This window comes from Saccharopolyspora sp. NPDC047091, assembly GCF_040643635.1.
Classification (GTDB): domain Bacteria; phylum Actinomycetota; class Actinomycetes; order Mycobacteriales; family Pseudonocardiaceae; genus Saccharopolyspora_C.
The window spans coordinates 1-22,526 of sequence record NZ_JBEYUS010000076.1; the positions used below are offsets into that span (position 1 = coordinate 1).

The window sequence follows — 22,526 nt, forward strand, 5'->3', positions numbered from 1 at the left end:
GCGAGCGCCGCGGGCTGGTCACCGTCCTGCTGCTGGGTGTCCGGCAGCGCGGGCAGCACGTTCACCAGGGGGCGGGCGGCCCGCGCACGGTCTCGGAACTTGCCCGGCGGTCAGCTCGCCCGGCCGCGGAGGAGCCCGTCCGCGGGCTCCGCGTCCACCGCCATCCCCAGCAGCGAGCGCCCCAGCTCGTCGGGGTCGCCGAACCCGATCCGGCCGACCACGTCGTCCGGCAGGCTCAGCATCGACATCGCCACGCCCATCATCCCGGCCTCCAGCAGCCCGCCGCCGCGCGCGGAGATCGGCTCGCCCACGGCGGCGTGCAGGGTGACGGCCGAGTCGACGCCGGCCAAGGTCATCTCGCCGAGCGCCGAGCGCACCTGCGGATTCCGCACGCCTTCCAGCTGGAGCTCGAACAGCGCGAGGAACTGCGAGCGGGCCGAACCCGCCATCCGGCGCAGCATCGCCAGGTACAGCGCCCGCACGTCGTCGGCGGACACGCCGTCCGGCATGGTCTCCCGCAGCACCCGCATCGCCGCGGTCTGCTGGTCCGCCATCCGCCGCGCGATCGCCACGTACAGGGCGTCCCGGTTCGGGTGGTAGTTCTTGGTGGTGCCCTCGGGGAAGCCCGCTTCGCGGTCCACGGCCCGATGGGTCAGGCCGCGGCCCCCGTCCCGCGCCAGCACCTCGATCGCGGCGTCGGCGAGCTGGACCCGACGATTCCTACGCTGCGGCATGCAACCCCTGTTGATCTTGCGTCGACTCGGTCGTGCGCGGCGCCCGTCCACGACCGACACCGCAGAGTAACCAGTGTAGCGCGAGAGTGATCATCGCACCGCGATCAACACGGCGCCGCCCGCGGGCCGCACCTCGGTTGCCAGCACCCGCACCATTGGTATAGACCGGCAGAGTTCCGCAGTTCACACCCAGGAGTCCGCGCATGCCCGACAATCCCGGCACCGGCCACCCCGAGGCCACCTCGACCGCCGAGCCAGCACCGGCACCGACACCGGCCGTGACCGGACCGCACCACGCGGAACCGACCCTCGCGCACCTGCGCACCATCGGCGAGCACAACGCGGCGGCGCTGCGCGGGGCGGCGGAGGCGCTGCTCGACTGCGTGCGCGCGGACGGCCTCGTGTTCACCGCGGGCGCCGGCCACTCCCTCGCCGGAGTAATGGAGTCGTTCTACCGCGCGGGCGGTCTCGCCGCGGTGCGCCCGCTGTACCACCCCGACCTGCTGCCGCTGCACGGCGCGGTGGCCTCCACCAACACCGAGCGCACCAGCGGCCTCGCCCGCGAGGTCCTCACCGAGGCCGGGTTCCGCGGCGGGCTGGACGCGCTCGTCGTGTTCTCCAACTCCGGGGTGAACCCGTACCCGGTGGAGCTGGCGACCGCCGCGGCGGAAGCGGGGTCGGTGGTCATCGCGATCACCTCGCCGCTGGCCTCCGCCGACGCCCCGCTGCGCGCGGGCACGACCCTCGCGGCCCAGGCCGGGATCGTGCTGGACACGCTGGTGCCGGGCGGCGACGCCAGCTACCCGGTGGCGGAGCCGGTGACCGCGCCGCTCTCCTCGCTGTCCAACGCCTACCTGTGGAACATGCTGCTGGTGGAGCTGCACGACGCCGCGCAGCGGGCGGAGGTGCCGCTGCCGGTGTGGCGCAGCGCCAACACCGTCGGCGGCGACGAGGCGAACAAGGCGAACCTGCAGCACTACGGCGCCCGGGTCCCCGGACTCGTCTGATCCCGGAAAGCGAACCGGGGCCGGTCCCGCGCGATGCGGAACCGGCCCCGGTTCGGAAGTCCCGACAAGAACAATCCCCCGCGCGGACAGCGCCGGGATTCGGGCGAACGCCGGGTTCGAGAACGCTCAGCCGGAGCCGAGCATGCCGGAGATGCGGCGGATCTGCGCCGCCCGCTCCGCCGCCAGCTGCTGCTCCGGGTCCACGGCCTCGTCGGCCTGGGCCAGCAGCGCCAGCGTTTCGCGGACCGCGCCTTCCGGCGGCGCGCTCAGCGCCTCCAACAGCCGGTCCAGCTCCGAATCGAGTTCCTCGGCGGCGACGACCGAATTGGCCAGTCCGATCCGCAGCGCTTCCGCGGCCGGAACGTCCCGGCCGCTCACGCAGATCTCCACGGCGCGCGCATAACCCACCGCGCGCACCAGTGGCAAGGTCCCGCCGAGGTCCGGGACCAGCCCCAGTCCGGTCTCGGCCATTCGCAGCGAAGCGTCTTCGGTCAGCACTCGCAGGTCGCAGGCCAGGGCGAGCTGGAAGCCCGCGCCGATGGCGTGCCCGTGCACGGCCGCGATGGTCACCCGGTCGGGTTCCCGCAGCCAGCTGAATCCCTGTTGGAACGTGGCGATCGCCGCGTCGGCCTCTTCGGTGGGGCGCTGCCCCAGCGAGACCAGGCCGGGCTCGCCGTCCACCTCGTCGGCCCCGAACAACCGCCGGTCCAGCCCTGCGGAGAACGCGCGCCCCCGCCCGCGCACCACGACGACCCGGACCTCCGGGTCGAGCGACTGGCCGATCTCGCGCAATGCCGCCCAGGTGGCGGGCGTCTGCGCGTTCAACTTGTCCGGGCGATCAAGTGTGATGGTGGCGCGCCGCCCCTGGACCGTGAGCCCCACACCGCCACGGTCCAGAAGGTCGGCGTCCATCCTCGACTGCTCCAAGCGGGCCTCCATCAGTTCTGCGTTGACCGGACAGGAACCGCGCAAGACGTTACCCGCCTGTCGAAAACGGACCGCATCGAACCGATCATGCCCGCAGGGTCACTTCTTCTTGGTCCGCGTCGCACCCCCACGTCCGCGCAGCTGCACCCCGGACTCGCTGAGGACTCGGTGCACGAACCCGTAGGAACGGCCGGTCGCCTCGGCGAGAGCGCGAATGCTCGCACCCTTCTCGTATTTCTTCTTCAGGTCACTGGCAAGCTTGTCCCGGGCGCTCCCTGTAATTCGCGCACCCTTCTTCAGGTCAGCCACAGTGTCCCCGCCTTCCCTCCGAACAGGTCGGGCCGCTCGCGACCCCTGTCGTCGCAATGATCGAACAGGACGGCCGTAAACGCCAGGCGATCATGCAAAAAGATCGCCCAACGGTTGAGATCGATAGGCTGCGATCACCGGAATGCGCTCGACCGTTCGGTCTAGCCAACTCGCGACATCCGGCGGTGAGGATCGCCATCCCACGACGTTTTCGCTGTTCAGAGCGTGATCACTGTCCGGGGTCGGCCGCCGCTCGTCGCGAGCAGCGACCGGTCGTCGCAGCGGACCGTGACGCGTTACGGAAAGATCGTGGTGGGAAAAACCACTCGTCAGGCGAGTTGCACTAGCTCCAAGTAATCAGCCGACCAGTGGTCCTCGGTCCCGTCGGGCAACAGGATCACCCGTTCCGGCTCGAGTGCTTCCACCGCTCCTGGATCGTGCGTGACCAGGACCACCGCTCCGGTGAAACTGCGCAGTGCGTCGAGGACCTGTTCGCGACTCGCGGGGTCCAGGTTGTTCGTCGGTTCGTCGAGCAGCAGCACGTTCGCCGCGCTGGAAACGAGGCCCGCCAGCGCCAGTCGCGTCTTCTCGCCACCGGAGAGGGTGCCCGCGGGCTGCTCCAGCTGTTCGCCGCGGAACAGGAACGCGCCGAGCAGGGTGCGCAGCTGCTGCTCCGGGGTGTCCGGGGCGGCGCTGCGGATGTTCGCCCACACGCTCGCGTCGTGGTCGAGGGTCTCGTGCTCCTGCGCGTAGTAGCCGACGCGCAGGCCGTGGCCGGGTTCCATACCGCCCGCGTCGGGCTCTTCCATGCCGCCGAGCAGCCGCAGCAGCGTGGTCTTGCCCGCACCGTTGAGACCGAGGACGACGACCTTCGCACCGCGGTCGACCGCGAGGTCGACGCCGCTGAAGATCTCCAGCGAGCCGTAGGACTTCGACAGCCCGCTCGCGGTGAGCGGGGTCCGCCCGCACGGCGCCGGGTCCGGGAAGCGGATCTTGGCGACCTTGTCGTCGACCTTCTCGTCTTCCAGGTCGTTGACGAGCTTCTCCGCGCGGCGGGCCATGTTCTGCGCGGCGACGGCCTTGGTGGCCTTGGCGCGCATCTTGTCGGCCTGCGCCATCAGCGCGGAGGCCTTCTTCTCGGCGTTGGCGCGCTCGCGGCGGCGGCGCTTCTCGTCGGCGGCGCGCGCCTCCTGGTAGCGCTTCCAGTCCATGTTGTAGACGTCGGCCTCGCCGCGGACCGCGTCGAGGAACCAGACCTTGTTCACCACGTCGGCCAGCAGGTCCACGTCGTGGCTGATGACCACGAGCCCGCCGTCGTGGGCGCGGAGGAACTCGCGCAGCCAGTTGATCGAGTCCGCGTCGAGGTGGTTCGTCGGCTCGTCCAGCAGCAGCGTCGTCGCCGAGCGGCCACCGGGCCCCGACTCGGAGGCGGCGAACAGGATGCGGGCCAGCTCGACGCGCCTGCGCTGACCACCGGAGAGGGTGCGCAGCGGCTGGGACAGGATGCGGTCCGCCAGCCCGAGGTTCGAGCAGATCCGCCCGGCCTCGCTCTCGGCCGCGTAGCCGCCGCGGGCGCCGAAGCGCTCCTCCAGCTTGCCGTAGCGGTTGATGGCCTTGTCCCGCTGCCGGTCGTCGGCGAGCTCGGCCATCGCGGTCTGCGCCTTCTCCATGTCGCGCAGCAGCTGGTCGAGGCCGCGGGCGGAGAGCACCCGGTCCTTCGCGGTGACCGACAGGTCGCCTTCGCGGGGGTCCTGCGGCAGGTAGCCGAGTTCGCCGCGCCGGGTGAGATCCCCGGCGTAGGGCTCGCCCTCGCCGGCGAGCACCCGCAGCGTCGTCGTCTTGCCCGCGCCGTTGCGGCCGACCAGGCCGATGCGGTCACCCGGCTGGACGCGCAACGTGGCGCCGGAGAGCAGGATGCGCGAACCCGCGCGCAGTTCTAGGCCCGAGGCAGAGATCAAGGAAAACTCCGAAGACGTAGTGGTCGAGCGAGATCACGGGGACGCCCGCCGCAGGCCGGTCCGGTCACCGGGTTCGACGGGCCGAGGGCACCGCGGCTAATCGGCGGAGACCGTCGTGCGCGGCCCCCGCAGGCGGAGCTCCGCCGCGCACCTGTTCGTCGCGCGCTTGCTCACCACGTGCCCAGTGTAGCGGCCGGTCCCGCGGCCTCGGCGCGCACTCCGCGCAGCGGCGACGGGACGCGACCGGGCGGTCACGGCTCGCGGACGTGGACCTCGACGGCGGTGGCGCGCTCGGCCGCGTCGTCGAGGATCGAACGCCGCGGCTCCGGGACGTCGAGCACCCGTGGTTCGGCGGTGGCCAGGAACTCCCGCAGCCGGGGTTCGGCGCGCAGCGCGTCCAGCGCCCGGCGATCACCGCCGAGCACCAGCGCGTCCAGCCGGTTCCGCTCCGGCAGCAGCACCCGGGCGACGTCGGCGGCGGCCGACTCCAGCGAGCGCCGGGCCTGGCCTTCGCGGCGGCGGGCGAAGCGCTGCTGGGACTGGCCGCCCGCCTTGTTCCGGCCGTGCACCAGGTGCCGGTCCGTGTGCGAGACCTCGACCGCGCCCGCGCGGGCGATGCCGACGCTGTGCGCGCCGAGGCGCACCAGCACCAGCCCGATCCGCCGGGGCGTGCGCGCGTGCTCCACCAGCGGTTCCACCGCCAGACCGGCTCGTTCGCCGAGCGGTTCGGGGAGGTCGGCGAACGCCACCTCGACCTGGGCGGTCGCGCCGTCGGCGGCGGTGACCAGCACCTCGCGCGCGGTGAGCTCGGTGCGTTCCGCCCCGCCGTGCCGGACCGCGAAGCGTTCGAACCAGCCCGCCAGCCGCTCCGGCGGCACCGCCACGGCCCGGCCGCCCCCGGCGAGTTCCCTGCTGCGCATGTCCCCATCCCAGCACGCGCGGGCGCACCGGCGCGACGGCGTTCGGCGCAGCACCGCACTCCGCCCGACCGCACCCGGCTGCGGCGATCGGCAGGCCCGTTGACGTGCACCGACCCGGTGCGGATGATCTGGACCACCTCGAGCGGAAGGCGTGCCGAGATGACCACTCCCCCTTCCAGCGCCCGGCGGGTCGCGTTCGCCGGGCTGATCGGCACCACCATCGAATGGTTCGACTTCTTCATCTACGGCACCGCGGCCGCGCTCGTGTTCAACCGGCTGTTCTTCCCCGCCTTCGAACCGCTGCTCGGCACCGTCGCCGCGTTCGCCACCTTCGCCGTCGGCTTCATCGCGCGGCCGCTGGGCGGGGTGCTGTTCGCGCACTACGGCGACCGGCGCGGGCGGAAACCGGTGCTCGTCGCCTCGCTGCTGCTGATGGGCGTGGCGACCGTGCTGATCGGGGTGCTGCCGACCTACGGGACCATCGGCGTCGGCGCCCCGCTGCTGCTGGTGGTGCTGCGGTTCGCGCAGGGCATCGGCGTCGGCGGCGAATGGGGCGGGGCCGCGCTGATGGCGGTGGAGCACGCGCCGGCGCACCGGCGCGGGTTCTACGGCAGCTGGCCGCAGATCGGGGTGCCCGCCGGGCTGCTGCTGGGCAACCTCGCGTTCTCCGCGCTGTCCGCCGGGCTCGACGAGGCCGCGTTCCTCGCCTGGGGCTGGCGGGTGCCGTTCCTGTGCAGCGGGGTGCTGATCGGCGTCGGCCTGCTCATCCGGCTGCGGATCAGCGAGAGCCCCGTGTTCCAGCACGCCGCGCGCGAACGGCCGCGGACCCGGGCACCGGTGCTCGACGTGCTGCGCGAGCACCCGCGGATCGTGGCGCTCGCCGCCGGCTCGTTCCTCGCCACCAACGCCACCTTCTACGTGGGCACCACCTGGATCGTGGCGTACGCGACGACCTCGCTGGGCTACGAGCGCACCACGATCCTCGGGGCGAACGCGCTGCTCAGCTTCGTCGACATCCCGCTGATGCTGGCGTTCGGGCTGCTGCCCGACCGCATCGGGCGGCGCGGCATGTCGATGGCGGGCATGGCGGGGCTGGCGGTGTTCGCGGTGCCGTACTTCCTGCTCGTCGACAGCGGGTCGATCGCGCTGTTCCTGCTGGGCGGGATGGTGGTGCAGGTGTGCCGGACCGCCGTGTACGGGCCGCAGTCGGCCTACTTCGCCGAGCTGTTCAGCACCCGGTTCCGCTACAGCGGTGCGTCGCTCGCCTACCAGCTGGCGGCGATCTTCGGCGGCGGGCTGGCACCGATGATCTGCGCCGCGCTGTACGGCTGGACCGGCTCGTCGATGGCCATCGCCGGGTACGTGATCGCGGTCTGCCTCATCTCGCTCGGCTCCGGCTACCTGCTCACCGAGACCTACCGCCGAACCCTCGAAGAAGCCCCGCCGACCAGCTGAAACCCCGCCACGCGCTTCATCCCGTCAGCGGCGAAGCCGCTGAGCTGACGACCACCTACGCCACCGGCACCGCAGCGGGTTCTCAGCGGTCTTCTCGCGAGGACAGCGTTTTCGCATGTGGCGGAGCCACCTGTGAAAACGATCCCGCAGCGAGAAGACCGCTGAGGTTCCGCCACCCGCCCCGACGAGCAACAGGAGTGCCTCACCCCCGGCGCCCCGCGAGCCAGCCCGCTATCTGGGCTCTGGAGGTGAAGTCCAGTTTCGTCAGGATGTGCTGCACGTGGCCTTCCACGGTGCGCTGCGCGATCACCAGCGACTCCGCGATCTCCTTGTTCGTCCGGCCCTGCGCGACGAGCTCGGCGATCTCCCGCTCGCGCTTGGTCAGCGTCGTCGCCGACAGCTCGTCCGGGGCCACGCTGCGGGTGGCCCGCTTGAGCTCCAGCGCGTAGTCCACCGCGGCTTCCGAGGACATCTGGTAGCCGCGGTCGTAGGCCTCCCGGAAGGCGCGGTCGCCCAGGGCCTGCCGCGCGCCGCGCTCGTGCTCGTCGTGGGCGTTGCGGAAGCTCGCGTAGAACTCGGGCGCCGCGCGCACCGCGTCCCACACCGCGGAGGCCGCGCCGAACAGCCGCGCGGCCCGCTCGTCGCGGCCCAGCCCGTGCGCGATCCACGCGAGGATGTCCATGGTGAACGCGCTGGAGAGCCGGTTGTCCAGCCTGCGCTGCAGCCGCAGGGCCTCCTTCGCCGCGGTCTCCGCCCGGGCCGAGGCGCCGCGCAGGATCTCGATGTGCGCGTCCGCCCACAGCGCCGTGGACCGCCAGAACAGTTCGCCGCGCCCGGTGGTCGCCGCGATGCACTCCCGCAGCAGCGCGACCCCGCCTTCGTGGTCGCCGCGGACCCCCTTGACCAGGCCGAGCGCGAACAGCCCGAACCATTCGCCGTTGGGCGCGGCCAGGTCCTGGAAGCGGCCGAGCGCGTCGGTGAGCAGCCGTTCCGCTTCGGCGAGGTCGTTGTGGAAGAACGCGGCCATGCCCCGGATCTGGGTCACGTAGGCGATCTCGAACTCGTCGTCGTGCTCGGCGGCCAGTTCGCCCGCTTCGGCCAGCAGCGGTTCCGCGGCCGCCGTGTCGCCCTGCACCAGCGCGAACCAGGCGTTGGCCCGCAGCCCTTCGGACCGTTCCGGGGCGTCGGCGGGGGCGTGCGCGAGCGCGGTCTCCAACCAGTGCCGGGCTTCGCCGTTGAGCCCGCGGATGCCCCAGAACGGGGTGAGCCGCGCCGCCAGCCGCAGCGCCTGCGGGGCGGTGTCCGGCCGGTGCACGGCCGAGTCCAGCGCGAGCCGCACGTTGTCCAGGTCGAGCCGCAGCTCCCGCACCCACGACACCTGGTCGGGCCCGAGCCACTCCGCGGCGAAGCGCTCGGCGACCTCCGCGTACCAGTCGCGGTGGCGCCCCAGGGCCGGCTGCCGCTCGCCCGCGGCGTCCAGGCGTTCCTGCCCGTAGTCGCGCAGCGCGTGCAGCAGCCGGAACCGCACTTCGTCGCCTTCCTGCTCGCGCACCAGGATCGACTGGTCGACCAGCGAGTGCATCGCGCCGAGCACGTCGACGGGGCTCAGCCCGTTGCTGGCGACGTGCTCGGCGGCGGCGAGGCCGAAGCTGCCCGCGAACACCGACACCCGCGCCCAGGCGATCCGGTCCTGCTCGGAGCACAGCTCGTAGCTCCAGTCGATCAGCGCGCGCAGGCTCTGCTGCCGGGCGGGCGCGCCGCGGCGGCCCTCGCTGAGCAGCGCGTAGCGCTCCACCAGCCGCTCTTCCAGCTGGTGCAGGGACAGCGATCGCAGGCGCACCGCGGCGAGCTCGATGGCCAGCGGATTCCCGTCCAACCGCGCGCAGAGCCGCATCAGCACCGCGCCGTCCTCCTCGGTGACCTCGAAGTCCGGCACCGTGGCGCGGGCGCGGTCGAGGAACAACCGCACGGAGGAGAACTGCTCGTAGGACTCGGGCGGCGGCGGGTCGTCGAGGTCGGGGATCTGCAGCGGCGGCACCACCACGGTCGCCTCCCCGGCCACGCCGAGGGACTGCCTGCTGGTGGCCAACACCCGCACCCCCGGGCACCAGCGCAGCACCGAGTCGACGAACAGCGCGGCGTCCTCGATGACGTGCTCGCAGTTGTCGAGGACGAGCAGCATCTCCCGGTGCTTGAGGTGCTCGACGACGGCGTCCACGTCGGTCCCGGAGGACGGTCCGCCGAGGCTGAGCTGCTCGATGGCGGCTTCGGCGATCAGCGTGCCGTCGCGGAGCTCTTCCAGGCTCACGCACCACGCCTTGTCCCGGAAGATCCGCCGCATCCCGGCGGCCACCCGCAACGCCAGCCGCGTCTTGCCGACTCCGCCGTGGCCGGTGAGGGTCACCAGCCGGGATTCGGCGAGCAACCGCTTCGTCCGGGTGATCTCGTGCCGACGGCCGACGAAGCTGGTGACGTCGACCGGTAGGTTGCCCGCCGACTCGCGGACGCGGGCCGAGCGCGCACTGGAGACCACACCCCGAGCCTAACCCGGCTCGCCCCCGCAGTCGGGCCGATCTTGCAGGTCAGCGCTCCGCGCAGGTGAGGCGGGCGAGCGCGAGATCGACGAAGCGCCGCTGCCCGTGCGCAGTCCGTGCAACCCCGGCGAGACGGTCCGGCGGAACGCGGTGAGCGCCGCGACGTGCTCCCGCCGCGGCCGCTCCGGGTCTCCGCCCGCCGCGCGGTAGGCAGCCGGCAGCCGGTCCAGCGCTTCCGGGCCGAACGCGGCGAGCGGGGCGAACGCGGCGAGCGGGGCGACGAAGTCGCTCACCGGGTCGTCGACGCCGGCATCCGCCCAGTCGAGCAGCCCGGTGAGGGTGGCCGCGCCGTCCACCAGCGTGTGGTCGGGGCTGAGGTCGTGGTGCACCGGTACGCCCTCGCCCCCGGCACCGGTCGTCGTCGAGCCACCGCCGCCACCGGTCCGCGCAGCGCTCCGGTACGGCCGGCTCGGCGACCCCTCGGCGAGCCGGTCGGCGACGTCGGTGCGCAGCGCTTCCCCCCCGGTCGCATCGACCCCGTCGATCCGCACGTCCAGGCCGTGCGCGCGGGCGACCTCGTCGATCACGGGCGCACGGTAGCCGGTGCCGGGTGTCACGTCGCCCGGATTTTCCTCCGCCGCGACCGGCGAGAGCGGGGCGCCGCGCGGTCCTACCGTGGGAGGCGGCCGTTGTCCGCGCCGATGCGCAGGGGGTGCGCGATGCGAGGGAACGATGCGAGCAGGGGAGCGGGGGCGCTGCTGGGTGCGGTAGCGCTGGTCGCGGGCCTGTGCGGCGGGGCGTCCGCGGCCGCCGCGGCACCGGCCGCGCGACCACCGGCACCCGCCGCGCCACCACCGGCACCCGCCGCGGCCGAGCAGCCCGCCAGGCACCTGCTGGTGACGATGGTCGACTACCGGCTGCTGCTGCCCGCGCACCTGCCGCCGGGGCGCTACACCTTCCGCGCGGTGAACCGGGGGATCGCGCCGCACGCGCTGGAGATCAAGGGACCGGGCGTGGCGGACAAGCGCACGATCACGGTCAAGACCGGTGCCTCCGCCGATCTCACCGTGACGCTCACCCGCGGCACCTACGACTTCTGGTGCCCGGTCGGCAACCACCGCCAGGTCGGCATGCAGCGCTACGTCCACGTCGGCTGACCAGGCCGTCCGCCCGCTCGCACCGGCGGACGAGGCGGTCACCCGGGGCGAAATTCGCGCGCGGAACGTCGGTGCCCGGTGCCACGCTGCGCGCATGACCGACCACAAGGACGACCTGCACCAGTACCTGCGCGACGCCCGCGACGCGCTGCTGTGGAAGCTCGACGGGCTCTCCGAGCAGGACGTGCGGCGGCCGCTGACGCCGACCGGCACGAACCTGCTGGGCCTGCTCAAGCACGTGGCGAGCGTGGCGGTGGGCTACTTCGGCGAGGTGTACGACCGCCCGTTCCCCGAACCGATGCCGTGGATCGAGGACGGCGGCGAGCGCAACGAGGACATGTACGCCACCGCCGAGGAATCCCGCGAGCAGATCATCGGCTTCTGGCACCGCGCCTGGGCGCACGCGGACGCGACCATCGCGGCGCTGCCGCTGGACGCCGCGGGCCGGGTGCCGTGGTGGCCGCCGGAACGCGGCGAGATCATCCTGCACCGGCTGCTGTGCCACATGCTGGAGGAGACCGCCCGCCACACCGGTCACGCCGACGTGGTCCGCGAGCTCATCGACGGTGCCGCGGGCAGGCGCGCGACCGGGAGCAACCTGCCGGAGCAGGACGAGCGGTGGTGGGCGGACTACCGCGAGCACCTCGAGGAGATCGCTCGCACCGCCGGTTAGCCGGCGTCGAACGTCCACGGGTCCTGCGGCAGCACCTCGCCGGTCTCCAGCAGCGTCTTCAGGTTCGACAGCACCGCGGGCCAGCCCTGACCGACCATCCGGTACGCGTCGAGGTCCGCGAGCGCGGAGTGGGTGACGGTGAGCCGCACGATGCCGCGGCCGGGTTCGATGTCGAACGTGACCACGCTCGGCTCGAATCCGGCCACGTCGAAGTTCTCGGTCTCGTCGAAGCCGAACGACAGGCGGCGCGGCCGGTCCGCTTCGACGACCCGGCCGGACACCTCGGCGACGCCGGAGCCGTCGATGCGCACGTGGTCGACCCGGCTGCCGACCTGCCAGTCGGAGACCTGCGAGTGTCCCCAGAACCTGGCGGTCGCCTCCGCGTCGGTCAGCGCGTCCCACACCTGCTCGGGGGTGGCGCGGAGGTAGCTGATGCAGGTGTAGTCCGGTACGGCTGCGCTCATCGGACGTTCCTTCGCTCGGCGGTGCCGCCACCTTGGCCCGCGCGCGGCCGCGCCGCTAGCCGTGCTCGCGGCGCCGCACCACCTCGGTGATCCAGGTCGGGGCGTACGGGGAGGTGCAGCCCGGCGGCGTCGGGTAGTCCGCGAGGACCCCGAGCCGCCTGCCGATGTCGATCGCCCGCGCGCGGTGCTCGGCGTGCTCGATCCCGATGCGGGCGAGGCAGCCGTTCATCGCCCACTGCAACCGCTCCGGCGCGTCCCGCATCCGCTGCTCGATCTCGTCGAGCAGTCCGGGCAGGTCGAGGCCGCCGGGCGAGCGGCCGATGCGGTCGGTGGTCAGCGCCCACCCGGCGCTCGCCACCACCGAGTCCGGGTCGGCGTGCCAGCAGCGGCGCAGCGCCTCGGCGTGCGGGCTCTTGCGCACCACGTTCGCCACCAGCCAGTCCTGCACCTTCGGGGTGCGTGCGGCGCGCAGCATCGCGTCCAGCTCGGCCTGGTCGAACTCCTTCGGACGGCAGATCAGGACGGCCAGCAGCCGCGCCGCGGAATCCCCGGTCGCCCACAGCTCCCGCGCGAGCTCGTGCCGCTTCCCCAGCCGCTTCGCGATGGCGCGCAGCGGGCCCAGCTTCACGCCGTGGTCGTCGCCGTGCCGTTCGTTCACGGCCCGCACCTTCGGGTCCTCGAGCTCGGCGAGCTCGGTCCGCACCTCGTCCACCGTGGTCACACCCACCGCCGCCTCCGCATGGTCCGCCTCCGCGGAGGCTACGTGGTCACCAGGGACGATCAGCGGTCTCCTAGGCTGGGCCGATGCGGTTCGAGGGGTTCGGGGACGGGGCGGTCGAGTTCTACGAGGGCTTGGAGGCCGACAACTCCAAGGCCTACTGGAGCGACCACCAGGCCGTCTACCGGGAGCAGGTGCGCGGCCCGATGGAGGCGCTGCTGGCCGAGCTGGAACCCGAGTTCGCCGCCGAGGTCGACGCCGGCGGGGCGACCGGCAAGGGCAAGGTGTTCCGCCCGCACCGGGACGTGCGCTTCAGCAAGGACAAGTCGCCGTACAAGACGCACTGCGGTGCCGTCGTCGAGGCGGGCCGCGGCGGCGGCGCCTACTACGCGGAGATCAGCGCGGACGGGCTGCTCGTCGCGGGCGGCTGCTTCCACGCCGAACCCGACCAGCTGGCCCGCTACCGGACGGCGGTGGACGAACCGCTGCACGGCACGGCGCTGGAGGAGATCCTGGCCGCGCTGGGCAAGAAGTGGGAGCGCGGCGGCGACGTGCTCGCCACCCGCCCGCGCGGCGTCTCCGCCGACCACCCGCGGCTGGAGCTGCTGCGGCACCGCTCGCTGCACGTGGCGCGCCGCTGGGCGCCGGACGACCTGCTGCACGAACGCGGCTGCCTCACCCGGGTCCGCACGGCGTGGCGGGAACTGCGCGAGCTCAACCGGTGGTGCGCCGACCACGTAGGACCCAGCGACCGGCGGCGCTGACCAGCAGGCCGAGCAGCGCGCCGAGCACGTCGACCAGCCCGTCCAGCACGTCGCCGCTGCGCCCCAGCGGCAGCACCGCCTGCAGCACCTCCGAGAGCCCCGCGTACGCCACGAGCCCGGCGGCCAGCGGAAGCAGCGGCAGCCGGGCGAGGCGACCGGACCACGCGAGCGCCGCGAACAGCACCAGGTGCACGACCTTGTCGGTGCCCGGCGGCGCCGACGGCACCCCGGACTCCGGGGTGAACAGGACGATCAGGCTGACCCCGACGACCGCTCCGAAGAGCAGCTGTCCGGGGCGTGGCCTGGAATGATTCAGCACCGCAAGATCCCGATCGGTTCGTTTCCCGGTGGCTGCGTATTCGACGCGCGTCCGGAGAGACTAGGCTGACGCAACGTGAGTCGACGAGCCAAGATCGTTTGTACCATGGGCCCCGCCACCGCCTCACCGGAGAAGGTGGCCGAGCTCGTCAGCAGCGGAATGGACGTCGCCCGGTTGAACTTCAGCCACGGCAGCCACGGCGACCACCAGCAGGTCTACGACCTGGTGCGTACCGCCGCCAAGGAAAGTGGCCGTGCCGTCGGCATCCTCGCCGACCTGCAAGGACCGAAGATCCGCCTCGGCAAGTTCGCGGAAGGTCCGGTCGAGTGGAACACCGGCGACGTCGTGCGAATCACGATCGACGACGTGCAAGGCACCCACGATCGCGTTTCCACCACCTACAAGGGACTGGCCGCCGACGCCAAGGTCGGTGACCGAGTCCTGGTCGACGACGGCAAGGTGGGTCTGACCGTCTCCGCCGTCGAGGGCAACGACGTCGTCTGCGACGTCGTCGAAGGCGGCCCCGTCTCCGACCACAAGGGACTGTCCATGCCGGGCATGGACGTGTCGGTGCCCGCGATGTCCGAGAAGGACGTCGCGGACCTCGAGTTCGCCCTCCAGCTCGGCGTGGACTTCATCGCGCTGTCCTTCGTGCGCAGCCCCGCCGACATCGACCTGGTGCACCAGGTGATGGACCGGGTCGGCCACCGGCTGCCGGTGATCGCGAAGCTGGAGAAGCCGGAGGCGGTGGACAACCTCGAGGCCATCGTGCTGGCCTTCGACGGCGTCATGGTCGCCCGCGGTGACCTCGGCGTGGAACTCCCCCTCGAGCACGTCCCGTTGGTCCAGAAGAAGGCGATCCGGATCGCTCGGGAGAACGCGAAGCCGGTCATCGTGGCCACCCAGATGCTGGACTCGATGATCCACAACTCGCGGCCGACCCGCGCCGAGACCTCGGACGTCGCCAACGCCGTCCTGGACGGCACCGACGCGGTGATGCTCTCCGGCGAGACCAGCGTCGGTGACTACCCGATCGAGACGGTGCAGACGATGTCCCGCATCGTCGAAGCCGTCGAGGAGGGCTCGCCCACGCCGCCGCCGCTGAGCCACGTGCCGCGCACCAAGCGGGGCGTCATCTCCTACGCGGCCCGCGACATCGGGGAGCGGCTCAGCGCGAAGGCGCTGGTGGCGTTCAGCCAGTCCGGCGACACCGTGCGGCGGCTCGCCCGGCTGCACACCCGGTTGCCGCTGCTGGCGTTCACCCCCGAGGAATCGGTGCGCAGTCAGCTCGCTCTCACTTGGGGGACGGAAACGTTCCTCGTGCCTAAAGTGGACACGACCGACCAAATGGTCCGGCAGGTGGACCAGGCGATGCTGTCGCTCGGCCGTTCGCAGCGCGGTGACATGGTGGTCGTGGTCGCCGGTTCCCCGCCGGGCACCGTGGGTTCGACGAACCTGATCCGGGTGCACCGCCTCGGCGAGGAAGACCACGTCTGATCCGTGCCGCGCGCGGAGGTGGGGTCGGTCGACGTTGACCGGCAGGGCGGGAACCACCGGAGTTCCCGCCCGGTGAACCACCCGAGAACGCCCGAGGAGCAGAAGTGACCGAAGCGGCACGAGCCGCGGCCGCCGACCCGGCCGGCCTGCACATCGACAGCTCGGTCCCGCTGGACGTGAACGGGGTGCCGCACGGGCAGCCCGTCCTGGACCGGCTGATCGCTCTGCTCGACCTGGAGCGGATCGAGGAGAACATCTTCCGCGGGGTCAGCCCCGCCGAGTCGCCGGTGCGGGTCTTCGGCGGCCAGGTCGCCGGTCAGGCGCTGGTCGCCGCCGGGCGCACGGTGCCCGAGGACCGGCCGGTGCACTCGCTGCACGCCTACTTCATCCGGCCCGGCGATCCGAGCGTGCCGATCGTCTACGAGGTGGACCGCACCCGGGACGGCCGGTCGTTCACCACCCGCCGGGTCGTGGCGGTGCAGCACGGCAAGCCGATCTTCTCGCTGTCCGCGTCGTTCCAGCTGGTCGAGGACGGCATCGACCACGCCGAGCAGATGCCCGACGTGCCCGACCCCGAGTCGCTCCCGACCTACGGGGAGCAGGTCGGCGGGCTGCTCGGGCAGATGGGCGGCACGCCGTACCAGCCGCGGCCCATCGACGTCCGCTACGTCACCGACCCGCCGTGGGTCCGCAAGGAGAACGGCGAGCGGGAAGCGCGCAGCCAGGTCTGGATGAAGGCCGACGGCGTGCTGCCGGACGACAAGCTGCTGCACGTGTGCATGGCGGCGTTCGCGTCCGACCTGACCCTGCTGGATTCGGTGCTGGTGCGGCACGGCGTGTACTGGATGCTGGACAAGGTGTCCGGGGCGAGCCTGGACCACGCCATGTGGTTCCACCGCCCGTTCCGCGCCGACGAGTGGCTGCTCTACGACTGCGCCTCGCCCAGCGCCTCCGGCGCCCGCGGGCTGGCCACCGGCCGGTTCTTCTCCCGCGACGGGCGCCTGGTCGCCACCGTCGTGCAGGAAGGACTCCTCCGGGTCCTGGACTGATCCGATTCCGGATCGACGATGGGAACGGGACTTCTCGAATGTTCGGGAAGTCCCGTTCTTTTTGTCGTGCCGGGGTTCATCTCGTTGCGCGGTGACGTTTTCCGGGGCGGTTCGGTGTGGCGGTCTTTTCCCGTTCGTGCCGTTTTCTCTTCGATTGTTCCGGGTGGAGGACTGCGGGAATGGTGCGGAGGATTCCGGCCCTCTCGTGGGCGGGGGCTTCGCGCAGTGCGACGATCGTGATAGTTAATGCAACCGCTGCATCGATGATGTGCAGAATGACGCGAGTTGCGATCCAGACTGCAATAGGGGTCATCGGTAGTGCCGCCAGTGTGGGCAGGTGCACTGCGCCGTCTCCTCCGGGCTCGTCGTCGCACGATCCGTCCCGTCGTGCTCCGGGTCGAGCAAATCGCCGGATGCCCGGCAGGGGAAGGGCTGTGGACAGCCCCGGAACAAGCCGGACGATCACGGACGGATACGCTCGGTATTCGGACGATCTCGGACGGTTTCGAAAAATTCGGGGGGTGGGGTGCGGTCGGCGGAGAGGCGGGCTTCGGTGATCGGAGACTTCGTCGTCACAATGCGGGGACTCATCATCGAGGCCGGAGATCCGGGACTTCGGGAGATCGAGCGCAGGGCGGCGGCGCACGGGCGGACCTTGCCGCGCAGCACGCTCTCGGACGCGTTGGCCGGTAAACGCCTCCCCAAGCGGGAGGTGGTGGAGAGCTTGGTGCGGGCCTGCGGGAAGGGAGACGCCGACGTTGCGCGGTGGCTCGCGTACTGGGAGGCGGCCTCGAAGGAACTGCTGCCGGCCGAGTCCGGCGGGGTCGTCTCAGGCGGCGAGACCGTCGCACTGCTCGAACGGTACGTCTCGCCGGCCGGCGGGAATTCGATCACCCCGAACCGCTCCAGAGCGGAATCCGCTGGTGCGCGTGATCGGGTGGATCCGATCGCGTTGTTGCCGATCCTGAACGACGCCTCGTTGCCGGTGCGGCATCGAATTCGTGCCGGCACCAAGTTGATTTCGGTCGCAGGTGACAAGCGTGCCGATGTGGCAGCCGGGCTGCGCTTGTTGCTGCTCGACAGATCTGTCGGCGGGATGGATCTCGTATCGGCGGCGAGGGTGTTGTACTCCCTCGGGGCGGACTACTCGAAAGAGGCCTGCTCGGTATTCCGAACCGTCATGTCCGATCCTGCGTGCGACCTGTTCGTCCGTCTGATCGCGGCGGAGGAGCTCGTTTGTTGGGGAGATCATTTCCGCGGCGAGGGCGAAGCGTTCTTGTGGAAGGTCGCGCGCGATGACGGGGTCGGATGCTTGGACAGGATCTACGCGCTGAAGTTCATCCGGGCTCGATCCGCGGGCTCTCCGGGTGAGGTCGAGGTGCTGCTGGCGGGGATTGAGATCGGGTTGGACGCGGGCGAGCATTCTCGGGAATTCGAGTTGATCGAGGACGTCCGCACGTTCCCTTGGTGATCGGGTGCCGAGGTTCGGCGGCCCCGCGCCGCCGGTGAAGACGATGAACACCGCGCCGATCGAGGTCGTCGTGCGGCCCGGCGAGCCGGCGGCGGCCGACCTGTTCCCTGCCCGGCGCGCCGGTGTGACGGGCGCGGCCCGGCCCCGGTCGGTCTGCGATCGGAGCCGGACCGCTCTCGGAGCGGGTTCCCGGCGCGAGGTGACCCGCCCGGCCCGAGATCAGGCGGCGAGCGCGGCCGCGATCGCGGTGGTGCCGCTGGTGAGGTCGAATCCGCGGCACCGGCTGGACGGCTCGTCGAGCACGGCCGCGGTGACGGCGGCGACGTCCGCCCGCGGGATGGTGCGCGGGATGCCCGGCGCGACGGTGAGCCGGTCCGCCAGCCGCACCAGTCCGGTGCCGGGATCGTCGGTGAGCCCGCCGGGGCGCACGATCGTCCAGGCCAGCCCGGATTCGGCCAGCGCCAGGTCGGAGGCCTGCTTGGCGCGCAGCACCCGGTGCAGGAACTCGGGGCCTTCGTCCGGGCGGTCCGCGAACAGCGAGGACACCTGCACGAACCGGTCGGCGCCCGCCTTCTCCGCGGCCTTGACGGCGTTGATCGCGCCGTCGCGGTCGACGGCTTCGGCCAGCCCGGGCTGCGGGTCGCTCGCGGCCGCCGCGTTGATCACGACGTCCGATCCGGACAGCGCGGCGGCCAGCGCCCCGGTGTCGGACCGGAGGTCGGCGACCACCGGTTCGGCGCCGCGGGCGCGCAGCTCGTCGGCGGCTTCGGGGCGGCGCAGGACGCCGCGCACCGTCAGCCCGCGCGCGAGCAACTCCGCCACGATCAGCGAACCGGTCTTCCCGGTCGCACCGAGCACGGTCACCAGCATCGTCATCGGCTCCTTCGCGCCGGCCCGCCGGCCGGGTCGGATCGGGGGTCCAGCAGGGTCAGGTCGAGCTCGGGCGGGAACGGTCCGTAGGCGTTGGCGCGGGCCCCGCGGCGGCGCACCGCGGGCAGCCGCAGCACGGCGCGCAGCAGCCGGTTCGGCCGGAAGTCCCCGTCGCCGGCGAGCGCGGCCGCGACCCGCTGCTCGGTGCGCACCTGCTGGCGCTGCACCTGTTCGACGGCCGGTTCGCGGCGGCGCTGCACCTCGGCGAGCGCCGCTTCGCCGGGGGCTCCGGTGCGCCGGAACTCGGGGACGAGCACGGTGGTGGCGGCGACGGCGTCCTGGATCGCCATGAGGATTCCGTTGCCGCCGACCGGGGAGATCACGTGCGCGGCGTCGCCGATGAGCAGCAGCCCGGGCCGGTGCCAGCGGGACGCGCGGGAGATCTCCACCGACAGCAGGGTGATCTCGTCGAACCCGGTGAGCTTGCCGACCCGGTCGGCGAGCCAGGGCACCCGGGCGGTGAGGAAGTCCCGGATCGGACCGACCCCGGCCCGCTTCGCCGCCGGGTAGCCGCCCTTCGGGATCGTGTAGCCGACCTGCCAGCCGTGGTCCTGGCCGAGGGTGGAGACGTAGTGCCCCGGCCCGAAGTAGAGCTCGGCATCGGCGGCGGGCGGGTCCTGGTGGTGCCGGGGGAGCCGGAACCACAGGATGTCCGAGCCGCCGCCGAGCGGTTCCACGGGCAGGTCGGCGAGCCGCCGCAGCCGGGAGAACCGGCCGTCGGCGCCCACCACCAGGTCGGCGTCCAGCCGGTGCTCCCCCTCGTCGTCGCGGTAGCGGACGCCGGTGACCCGGCCGGACTCCTCGACGAGCCCGGTGACCTTGGAACCCAGCAGCAGCCGGAACCCGGGCAGCTCCGCGGCCCGCTCGGCGAGGAAGTCGAGGAACCGGGCCTGCGGCATCAGCGCCACGTAGGGGAAGGGGCCGCGCAGCCCGCCGTACTCGGCGGTGGTGACGACCCCGGAGCTGGTGTGGAAGCGGAAGGTCGTGGCGCGGTTGTGCTCCAGCCGCAGCAGGTCGTCGGCGAGCCCGAGCCGCTGCATGAGCTCCAGCGTGTACGGGTGCAGCGAGTCGCCGCGGAATTCGCGCCGGAAGTCCCGCTGCGACTCCAGCAGCGTCACCCGCACGCCCGCGCGGGCCAGCAGGTAGGCGAGCAGCATGCCGCCCGGCCCGCCGCCTGCGATCGCGCAGTGCGGCCGAGTGTCGTCCGGCATGGGGTTCACCTTCGTCCTCCGTTCGCCCGGTCCCGGAGCGGGATCGGGGTTCCCGGCACGTCTCGCCTCAAACTAATGACGGTCGACGACTGTGTCAATTGTTGAGAGAATAGACCATTGGTATGATCCAGCCGCAGCGCATGTCGGGGGGAGGGCGAGCGGTGGAACCACCGATCGAGAGCCAGGTGCTGGAACTGCTGCACCGGCAGGGGGTCGAAGGCGAACGGATCTCGCAGGCCTTCGCGACCAGGCACGGCATGCACCCCACGGACGTGCGCGCCCTGGTCCTGATCATGGACGCGGACCAGCTCGGCACCCCCGCGACACCGCGCGCCCTCCGCCGCGAACTCGTGCTCACCTCCGGGGCGGTCACCGCGATCGTCGACCGGCTCGAAGCCAGGGGCCACGTGCAGCGCACCCGCGAGGGCACCGACCGCAGGCAGGTCCAGCTGCGCCCCACCGACTCGGCGCGCTCGCTCGCCGGGGAGTACTTCGGCGCGCTCGCCGGTCGCGGCCGCGCGGTGCTGGCCGAGTTCGACGCCGCCGAACTCGCCGTCGTGCACCGGTTCCTGCACCGGATGCAGCACGCGATGCGGGACTTCGCCGCCGAGGCCGCCTCCGGAGAACCCGCCGGTTCGGCCTGATGGTCGTTGACCCCGCCCGGGCGGTCGCCTAGGTTTCGCCTGGTGCGGGCGGGTGGGTCTTCGCCCGGACTCCCTCCCACTCCCGCCACGAGGGGGCGCGATGCGTCGCTGGGTTCCGGTTCTCGTGCTGATCCTCTTCGGCGTGCTCGCCGTCCCGCTGCTCTCCGCACCGCCGAGCGCCGCCCCCACCGGGCCCGACGCGCTGCGCGCCGACCTCGACCGGATCCTCGCCGACCCGCGGCTCGACGGCGCGCACGCCGGCGTCGTCGTGCGGGACCCGGACACCGACCAGGTGCTCTACAGCAGGCAACCCGCCGCCCGCGCCACCCCCGCCTCCACGGCGAAGCTGTTCACCGCCGCGGCCGCCCTCGACGAGCTGGGGCCCGAGCACCGCTTCCGCACCGAGGTGCGCGCCGCCGCACCGCAAGCCGGGCCGCTGCTGCTCGGCGACCTGTACCTGCGCGGCACCGGGGATCCGACCGTGCTGGCCGCCGACTACGACCGGCTGGCCGCCCAGGTCGCCGACCGCGGCGTGCGGGTCGTGCAGGGCGCGGTGCGCGCCGACGCGACCTGGTTCGACGACGTGCCGCTCGGCACCGGCTGGGCGTGGGACGACGAGCCCTACTACTACTCGGCGCCGGTGTCGGCGCTGACCGTCGCACCGGACGAGGACTACGACGCCGGAACCGTGCAGCTGCGGGTGGCCCCGACCGCGCCCGGCCTGCCGGTGCGGGTGGACCCGCAGCCCGCGACCGGCGCGATCCGGCTGGACGTGCGGGCCACCACCGGCGAGCCCGGCTCCGAATCGACGCTGGCGGTCACCCGCGAGCACGGCGGTGACCGCGTCGTGGTCTCCGGGTCGGTGCCCGCCGGGTCCGAACCCGCCGAGGAGTTCACCAGCGTCCCCGACCCGGCCGCGTACGCCGTCGACGTGTTCGTGCGGGCACTGCGCGCGCACGGCGTGCAGGTCGGCGGCACCGGAACCGGCGCCACCCCCGAAGGCGCGCGGGTGCTCGCCGCGCGCGACTCGATGCCGCTGCGCGACCTGCTGGTGCCGTTCCTCAAGCTCAGCAACAACGGGCACGCCGAAGTGCTGGTGAAGGAGATGGGCAGGCACGCCCGCGGCACCGGCTCGTGGCCTGCGGGGCTCGACGTGCTCACCGGACGGCTCACCGAGCTCGGCGTCGATCCGGCGCGGCTGCGGCTGGTGGACGGGTCCGGGCTCTCCGCGGTCGACGGCATCCCGCCCGACCAGCAGGCGCTGCTGCTCGACCAGGTGCGGAGCAGGCCGTGGTTCGCGGACTTCAAAGCGGCGCTGCCGCTCGCGGGCGCACCGGACCGCATGGTCGGCGGCACCCTGCGCAACCGGATGGCGGGCACTCCCGCCGAGCGGAAGGTGTCCGCGAAGACCGGATCGCTGTCCGGGGTGAGCTCGCTGGCCGGCTACGCGACCGCGGCGGACGGGCGCGAACTGGTGTTCTCCGTGCTGTTCAACGATTTCCTCGGCGACTCGCCGACCGATCTCGAGGACGCGATCGCGGTCCGGCTCGCGCAGTACCCGGGCCGTGCCGAACACGTCCCCGCGCTGCCCAGGAAGAACACCGCCGGAACGGGATCGGAATCGGGCGCGGAGTGTTCTTGGACGAAGTCCTGCTGACCCTGATCGCCATTGCCGGATTTGTGCCGAACACCGGGGAAAGGTCGTCTCTTCGCGTTGTCACCGGAAACGGGGGTTATCCCGATTCGGTCTCGGGAACCGGTCAGGGTGCGGCCAGGGTCATGCCG

The 22,526-nt window shown here is 72.4% G+C and carries 23 protein-coding genes; 10 read left to right on the forward strand and 13 right to left on the reverse strand.

The genetic code is table 11. From position 1 onward, the window contains the following. Window positions 1–110 precede the first annotated feature (110 nt). Complete coding sequence (locus tag ABZ805_RS24850; RefSeq protein WP_358444855.1) at window positions 111–734, reverse strand: TetR/AcrR family transcriptional regulator; 624 nt, start codon at window positions 732–734, stop codon at window positions 111–113. A 203-nt stretch (window positions 735–937) separates the two neighbouring features. Here ABZ805_RS24850 and ABZ805_RS24855 point away from each other — a divergent pair, with 203 nt between their 5' ends. After that, window positions 938–1,741: a sugar isomerase domain-containing protein gene (locus ABZ805_RS24855; RefSeq protein WP_358444858.1), complete on the forward strand. Its 804-nt coding sequence runs from the start codon at window positions 938–940 to the stop codon at window positions 1,739–1,741. Window positions 1,742–1,867: 126 nt separating this feature from the next. Here ABZ805_RS24855 and ABZ805_RS24860 read toward each other — a convergent pair whose 3' ends face one another. The 4 genes from ABZ805_RS24860 to ABZ805_RS24875 form a co-directional block, all read right to left on the reverse strand. Continuing rightward, window positions 1,868–2,653: an enoyl-CoA hydratase/isomerase family protein gene (locus ABZ805_RS24860; RefSeq protein WP_358444860.1), complete on the reverse strand. Its 786-nt coding sequence runs from the start codon at window positions 2,651–2,653 to the stop codon at window positions 1,868–1,870. 114 nt (window positions 2,654–2,767) lie between these two features. Further along, a complete protein-coding gene (locus ABZ805_RS24865) occupies window positions 2,768–2,977 on the reverse strand; it encodes a helix-turn-helix domain-containing protein (RefSeq protein WP_009942935.1) in 210 nt (69 codons plus the stop codon). A gap of 329 nt (window positions 2,978–3,306) precedes the next feature. Then, window positions 3,307–4,935: an ABC-F family ATP-binding cassette domain-containing protein gene (locus ABZ805_RS24870; protein ID WP_358444863.1), complete on the reverse strand. Its 1,629-nt coding sequence runs from the start codon at window positions 4,933–4,935 to the stop codon at window positions 3,307–3,309. A 251-nt stretch (window positions 4,936–5,186) separates the two neighbouring features. Continuing rightward, window positions 5,187–5,855 (reverse strand): acVLRF1 family peptidyl-tRNA hydrolase, encoded by a 669-nt coding sequence (locus ABZ805_RS24875; RefSeq protein WP_358444865.1) that lies wholly within the window; start codon window positions 5,853–5,855, stop codon window positions 5,187–5,189. Window positions 5,856–6,014: 159 nt separating this feature from the next. Between ABZ805_RS24875 and ABZ805_RS24880 the strand changes: the two genes are divergently transcribed. Then, window positions 6,015–7,310, forward strand: coding sequence for an MFS transporter (locus ABZ805_RS24880; RefSeq protein WP_358444868.1), 1,296 nt, complete (start codon window positions 6,015–6,017; stop codon window positions 7,308–7,310). A 202-nt stretch (window positions 7,311–7,512) separates the two neighbouring features. Here ABZ805_RS24880 and ABZ805_RS24885 read toward each other — a convergent pair whose 3' ends face one another. Both ABZ805_RS24885 and ABZ805_RS24890 read right to left on the reverse strand, forming a co-directional pair. Continuing rightward, on the reverse strand, window positions 7,513–9,843 hold the full coding sequence (locus ABZ805_RS24885; protein WP_358444871.1) for a LuxR C-terminal-related transcriptional regulator: 2,331 nt from the start codon (window positions 9,841–9,843) through the stop codon (window positions 7,513–7,515). Window positions 9,844–9,852: 9 nt separating this feature from the next. Further along, window positions 9,853–10,431: a phosphotransferase gene (locus tag ABZ805_RS24890; RefSeq protein ID WP_358444874.1), complete on the reverse strand. Its 579-nt coding sequence runs from the start codon at window positions 10,429–10,431 to the stop codon at window positions 9,853–9,855. 132 nt (window positions 10,432–10,563) lie between these two features. On the opposite strand from ABZ805_RS24890, the gene ABZ805_RS24895 reads away from it, so the two are divergent. Further along, window positions 10,564–11,001, forward strand: a complete 438-nt coding sequence (locus tag ABZ805_RS24895; protein ID WP_358444877.1) for a hypothetical protein — start codon at window positions 10,564–10,566, stop codon at window positions 10,999–11,001. 94 nt (window positions 11,002–11,095) lie between these two features. After that, window positions 11,096–11,674, forward strand: coding sequence for a DinB family protein (locus ABZ805_RS24900; RefSeq protein ID WP_358444880.1), 579 nt, complete (start codon window positions 11,096–11,098; stop codon window positions 11,672–11,674). Here the strand turns inward: ABZ805_RS24900 and ABZ805_RS24905 are convergent. Beyond that, a complete protein-coding gene (locus tag ABZ805_RS24905; protein WP_358444882.1) occupies window positions 11,671–12,138 on the reverse strand; it encodes an SRPBCC family protein in 468 nt (155 codons plus the stop codon). The genes ABZ805_RS24900 and ABZ805_RS24905 overlap by 4 nt on opposite strands. A 55-nt stretch (window positions 12,139–12,193) precedes the next feature. Then, window positions 12,194–12,865, reverse strand: a complete 672-nt coding sequence (locus ABZ805_RS24910) for a DNA alkylation repair protein (RefSeq protein ID WP_358444885.1) — start codon at window positions 12,863–12,865, stop codon at window positions 12,194–12,196. Between the two features lie 77 nt (window positions 12,866–12,942). Between ABZ805_RS24910 and ABZ805_RS24915 the strand changes: the two genes are divergently transcribed. Further along, window positions 12,943–13,620 carry a DUF2461 domain-containing protein gene (locus ABZ805_RS24915; protein WP_358444888.1) on the forward strand — a complete coding sequence of 226 codons (678 nt, stop codon included), beginning with the start codon at window positions 12,943–12,945 and terminating at the stop codon, window positions 13,618–13,620. Here the strand turns inward: ABZ805_RS24915 and ABZ805_RS24920 are convergent. Next, window positions 13,571–13,939 (reverse strand): VanZ family protein, encoded by a 369-nt coding sequence (locus tag ABZ805_RS24920; RefSeq protein ID WP_358444891.1) that lies wholly within the window; start codon window positions 13,937–13,939, stop codon window positions 13,571–13,573. The genes ABZ805_RS24915 and ABZ805_RS24920 overlap by 50 nt on opposite strands. A 75-nt stretch (window positions 13,940–14,014) precedes the next feature. Between ABZ805_RS24920 and pyk the strand changes: the two genes are divergently transcribed. Continuing rightward, a complete protein-coding gene (gene pyk / locus ABZ805_RS24925) occupies window positions 14,015–15,436 on the forward strand; it encodes a pyruvate kinase (RefSeq protein ID WP_358444894.1) in 1,422 nt (473 codons plus the stop codon). Between the two features lie 146 nt (window positions 15,437–15,582). Next, complete coding sequence (gene tesB, locus ABZ805_RS24930) at window positions 15,583–16,485, forward strand: acyl-CoA thioesterase II (RefSeq protein WP_358444932.1); 903 nt, start codon at window positions 15,583–15,585, stop codon at window positions 16,483–16,485. Between the two features lie 76 nt (window positions 16,486–16,561). Here the strand turns inward: tesB and ABZ805_RS24935 are convergent, their stop codons facing one another. Further along, entirely contained in the window at window positions 16,562–16,828 is a 267-nt protein-coding gene (locus ABZ805_RS24935; RefSeq protein WP_358444897.1) for a hypothetical protein, read from the reverse strand. 210 nt (window positions 16,829–17,038) lie between these two features. Between ABZ805_RS24935 and ABZ805_RS24940 the strand changes: the two genes are divergently transcribed. Further along, complete coding sequence (locus tag ABZ805_RS24940; protein ID WP_358444899.1) at window positions 17,039–17,956, forward strand: hypothetical protein; 918 nt, start codon at window positions 17,039–17,041, stop codon at window positions 17,954–17,956. A 219-nt stretch (window positions 17,957–18,175) separates the two neighbouring features. On the opposite strand, the gene ABZ805_RS24945 is transcribed toward ABZ805_RS24940, so the two are convergent. Both ABZ805_RS24945 and ABZ805_RS24950 read right to left on the reverse strand, forming a co-directional pair. Further along, complete coding sequence (locus ABZ805_RS24945) at window positions 18,176–18,832, reverse strand: SDR family oxidoreductase (protein ID WP_358444902.1); 657 nt, start codon at window positions 18,830–18,832, stop codon at window positions 18,176–18,178. Further along, a complete protein-coding gene (locus ABZ805_RS24950; RefSeq protein WP_358444905.1) occupies window positions 18,829–20,097 on the reverse strand; it encodes an FAD-dependent oxidoreductase in 1,269 nt (422 codons plus the stop codon). Before ABZ805_RS24950 ends, ABZ805_RS24945 begins: the two co-directional genes overlap by 4 nt. A gap of 161 nt (window positions 20,098–20,258) precedes the next feature. On the opposite strand from ABZ805_RS24950, the gene ABZ805_RS24955 reads away from it, so the two are divergent. Next, window positions 20,259–20,741 carry a MarR family transcriptional regulator gene (locus ABZ805_RS24955; protein ID WP_358444908.1) on the forward strand — a complete coding sequence of 161 codons (483 nt, stop codon included), beginning with the start codon at window positions 20,259–20,261 and terminating at the stop codon, window positions 20,739–20,741. 100 nt (window positions 20,742–20,841) lie between these two features. Continuing rightward, the gene (dacB, locus tag ABZ805_RS24960) at window positions 20,842–22,398 is read left to right on the forward strand and encodes a D-alanyl-D-alanine carboxypeptidase/D-alanyl-D-alanine-endopeptidase (protein WP_358444911.1); all 1,557 of its coding nucleotides are present in this window, start codon (window positions 20,842–20,844) and stop codon (window positions 22,396–22,398) included. Window positions 22,399–22,526: the final 128 nt, after the last annotated feature.

Bases quoted from the DNA above. Each gene is read 5' to 3' on its own strand.
- ABZ805_RS24850 (WP_358444855.1), bottom strand. From the start codon at position 734: ATGCCGCAGCGTAGGAATCGTCGGGTCCAGCTCGCCGACGCCGCGATC.
- ABZ805_RS24855 (WP_358444858.1), top strand. From the start codon at position 938: ATGCCCGACAATCCCGGCACCGGCCACCCCGAGGCCACCTCGACCGCC.
- ABZ805_RS24860 (WP_358444860.1), bottom strand. From the start codon at position 2,653: ATGGACGCCGACCTTCTGGACCGTGGCGGTGTGGGGCTCACGGTCCAG.
- ABZ805_RS24875 (WP_358444865.1), bottom strand. From the start codon at position 5,855: ATGCGCAGCAGGGAACTCGCCGGGGGCGGCCGGGCCGTGGCGGTGCCG.
- ABZ805_RS24880 (WP_358444868.1), top strand. From the start codon at position 6,015: ATGACCACTCCCCCTTCCAGCGCCCGGCGGGTCGCGTTCGCCGGGCTG.
- ABZ805_RS24895 (WP_358444877.1), top strand. From the start codon at position 10,564: ATGCGAGGGAACGATGCGAGCAGGGGAGCGGGGGCGCTGCTGGGTGCG.
- ABZ805_RS24900 (WP_358444880.1), top strand. From the start codon at position 11,096: ATGACCGACCACAAGGACGACCTGCACCAGTACCTGCGCGACGCCCGC.
- ABZ805_RS24905 (WP_358444882.1), bottom strand. From the start codon at position 12,138: ATGAGCGCAGCCGTACCGGACTACACCTGCATCAGCTACCTCCGCGCC.
- ABZ805_RS24915 (WP_358444888.1), top strand. From the start codon at position 12,943: ATGCGGTTCGAGGGGTTCGGGGACGGGGCGGTCGAGTTCTACGAGGGC.
- ABZ805_RS24945 (WP_358444902.1), bottom strand. From the start codon at position 18,832: ATGACGATGCTGGTGACCGTGCTCGGTGCGACCGGGAAGACCGGTTCG.
- ABZ805_RS24950 (WP_358444905.1), bottom strand. From the start codon at position 20,097: ATGCCGGACGACACTCGGCCGCACTGCGCGATCGCAGGCGGCGGGCCG.
- dacB (WP_358444911.1), top strand. From the start codon at position 20,842: ATGCGTCGCTGGGTTCCGGTTCTCGTGCTGATCCTCTTCGGCGTGCTC.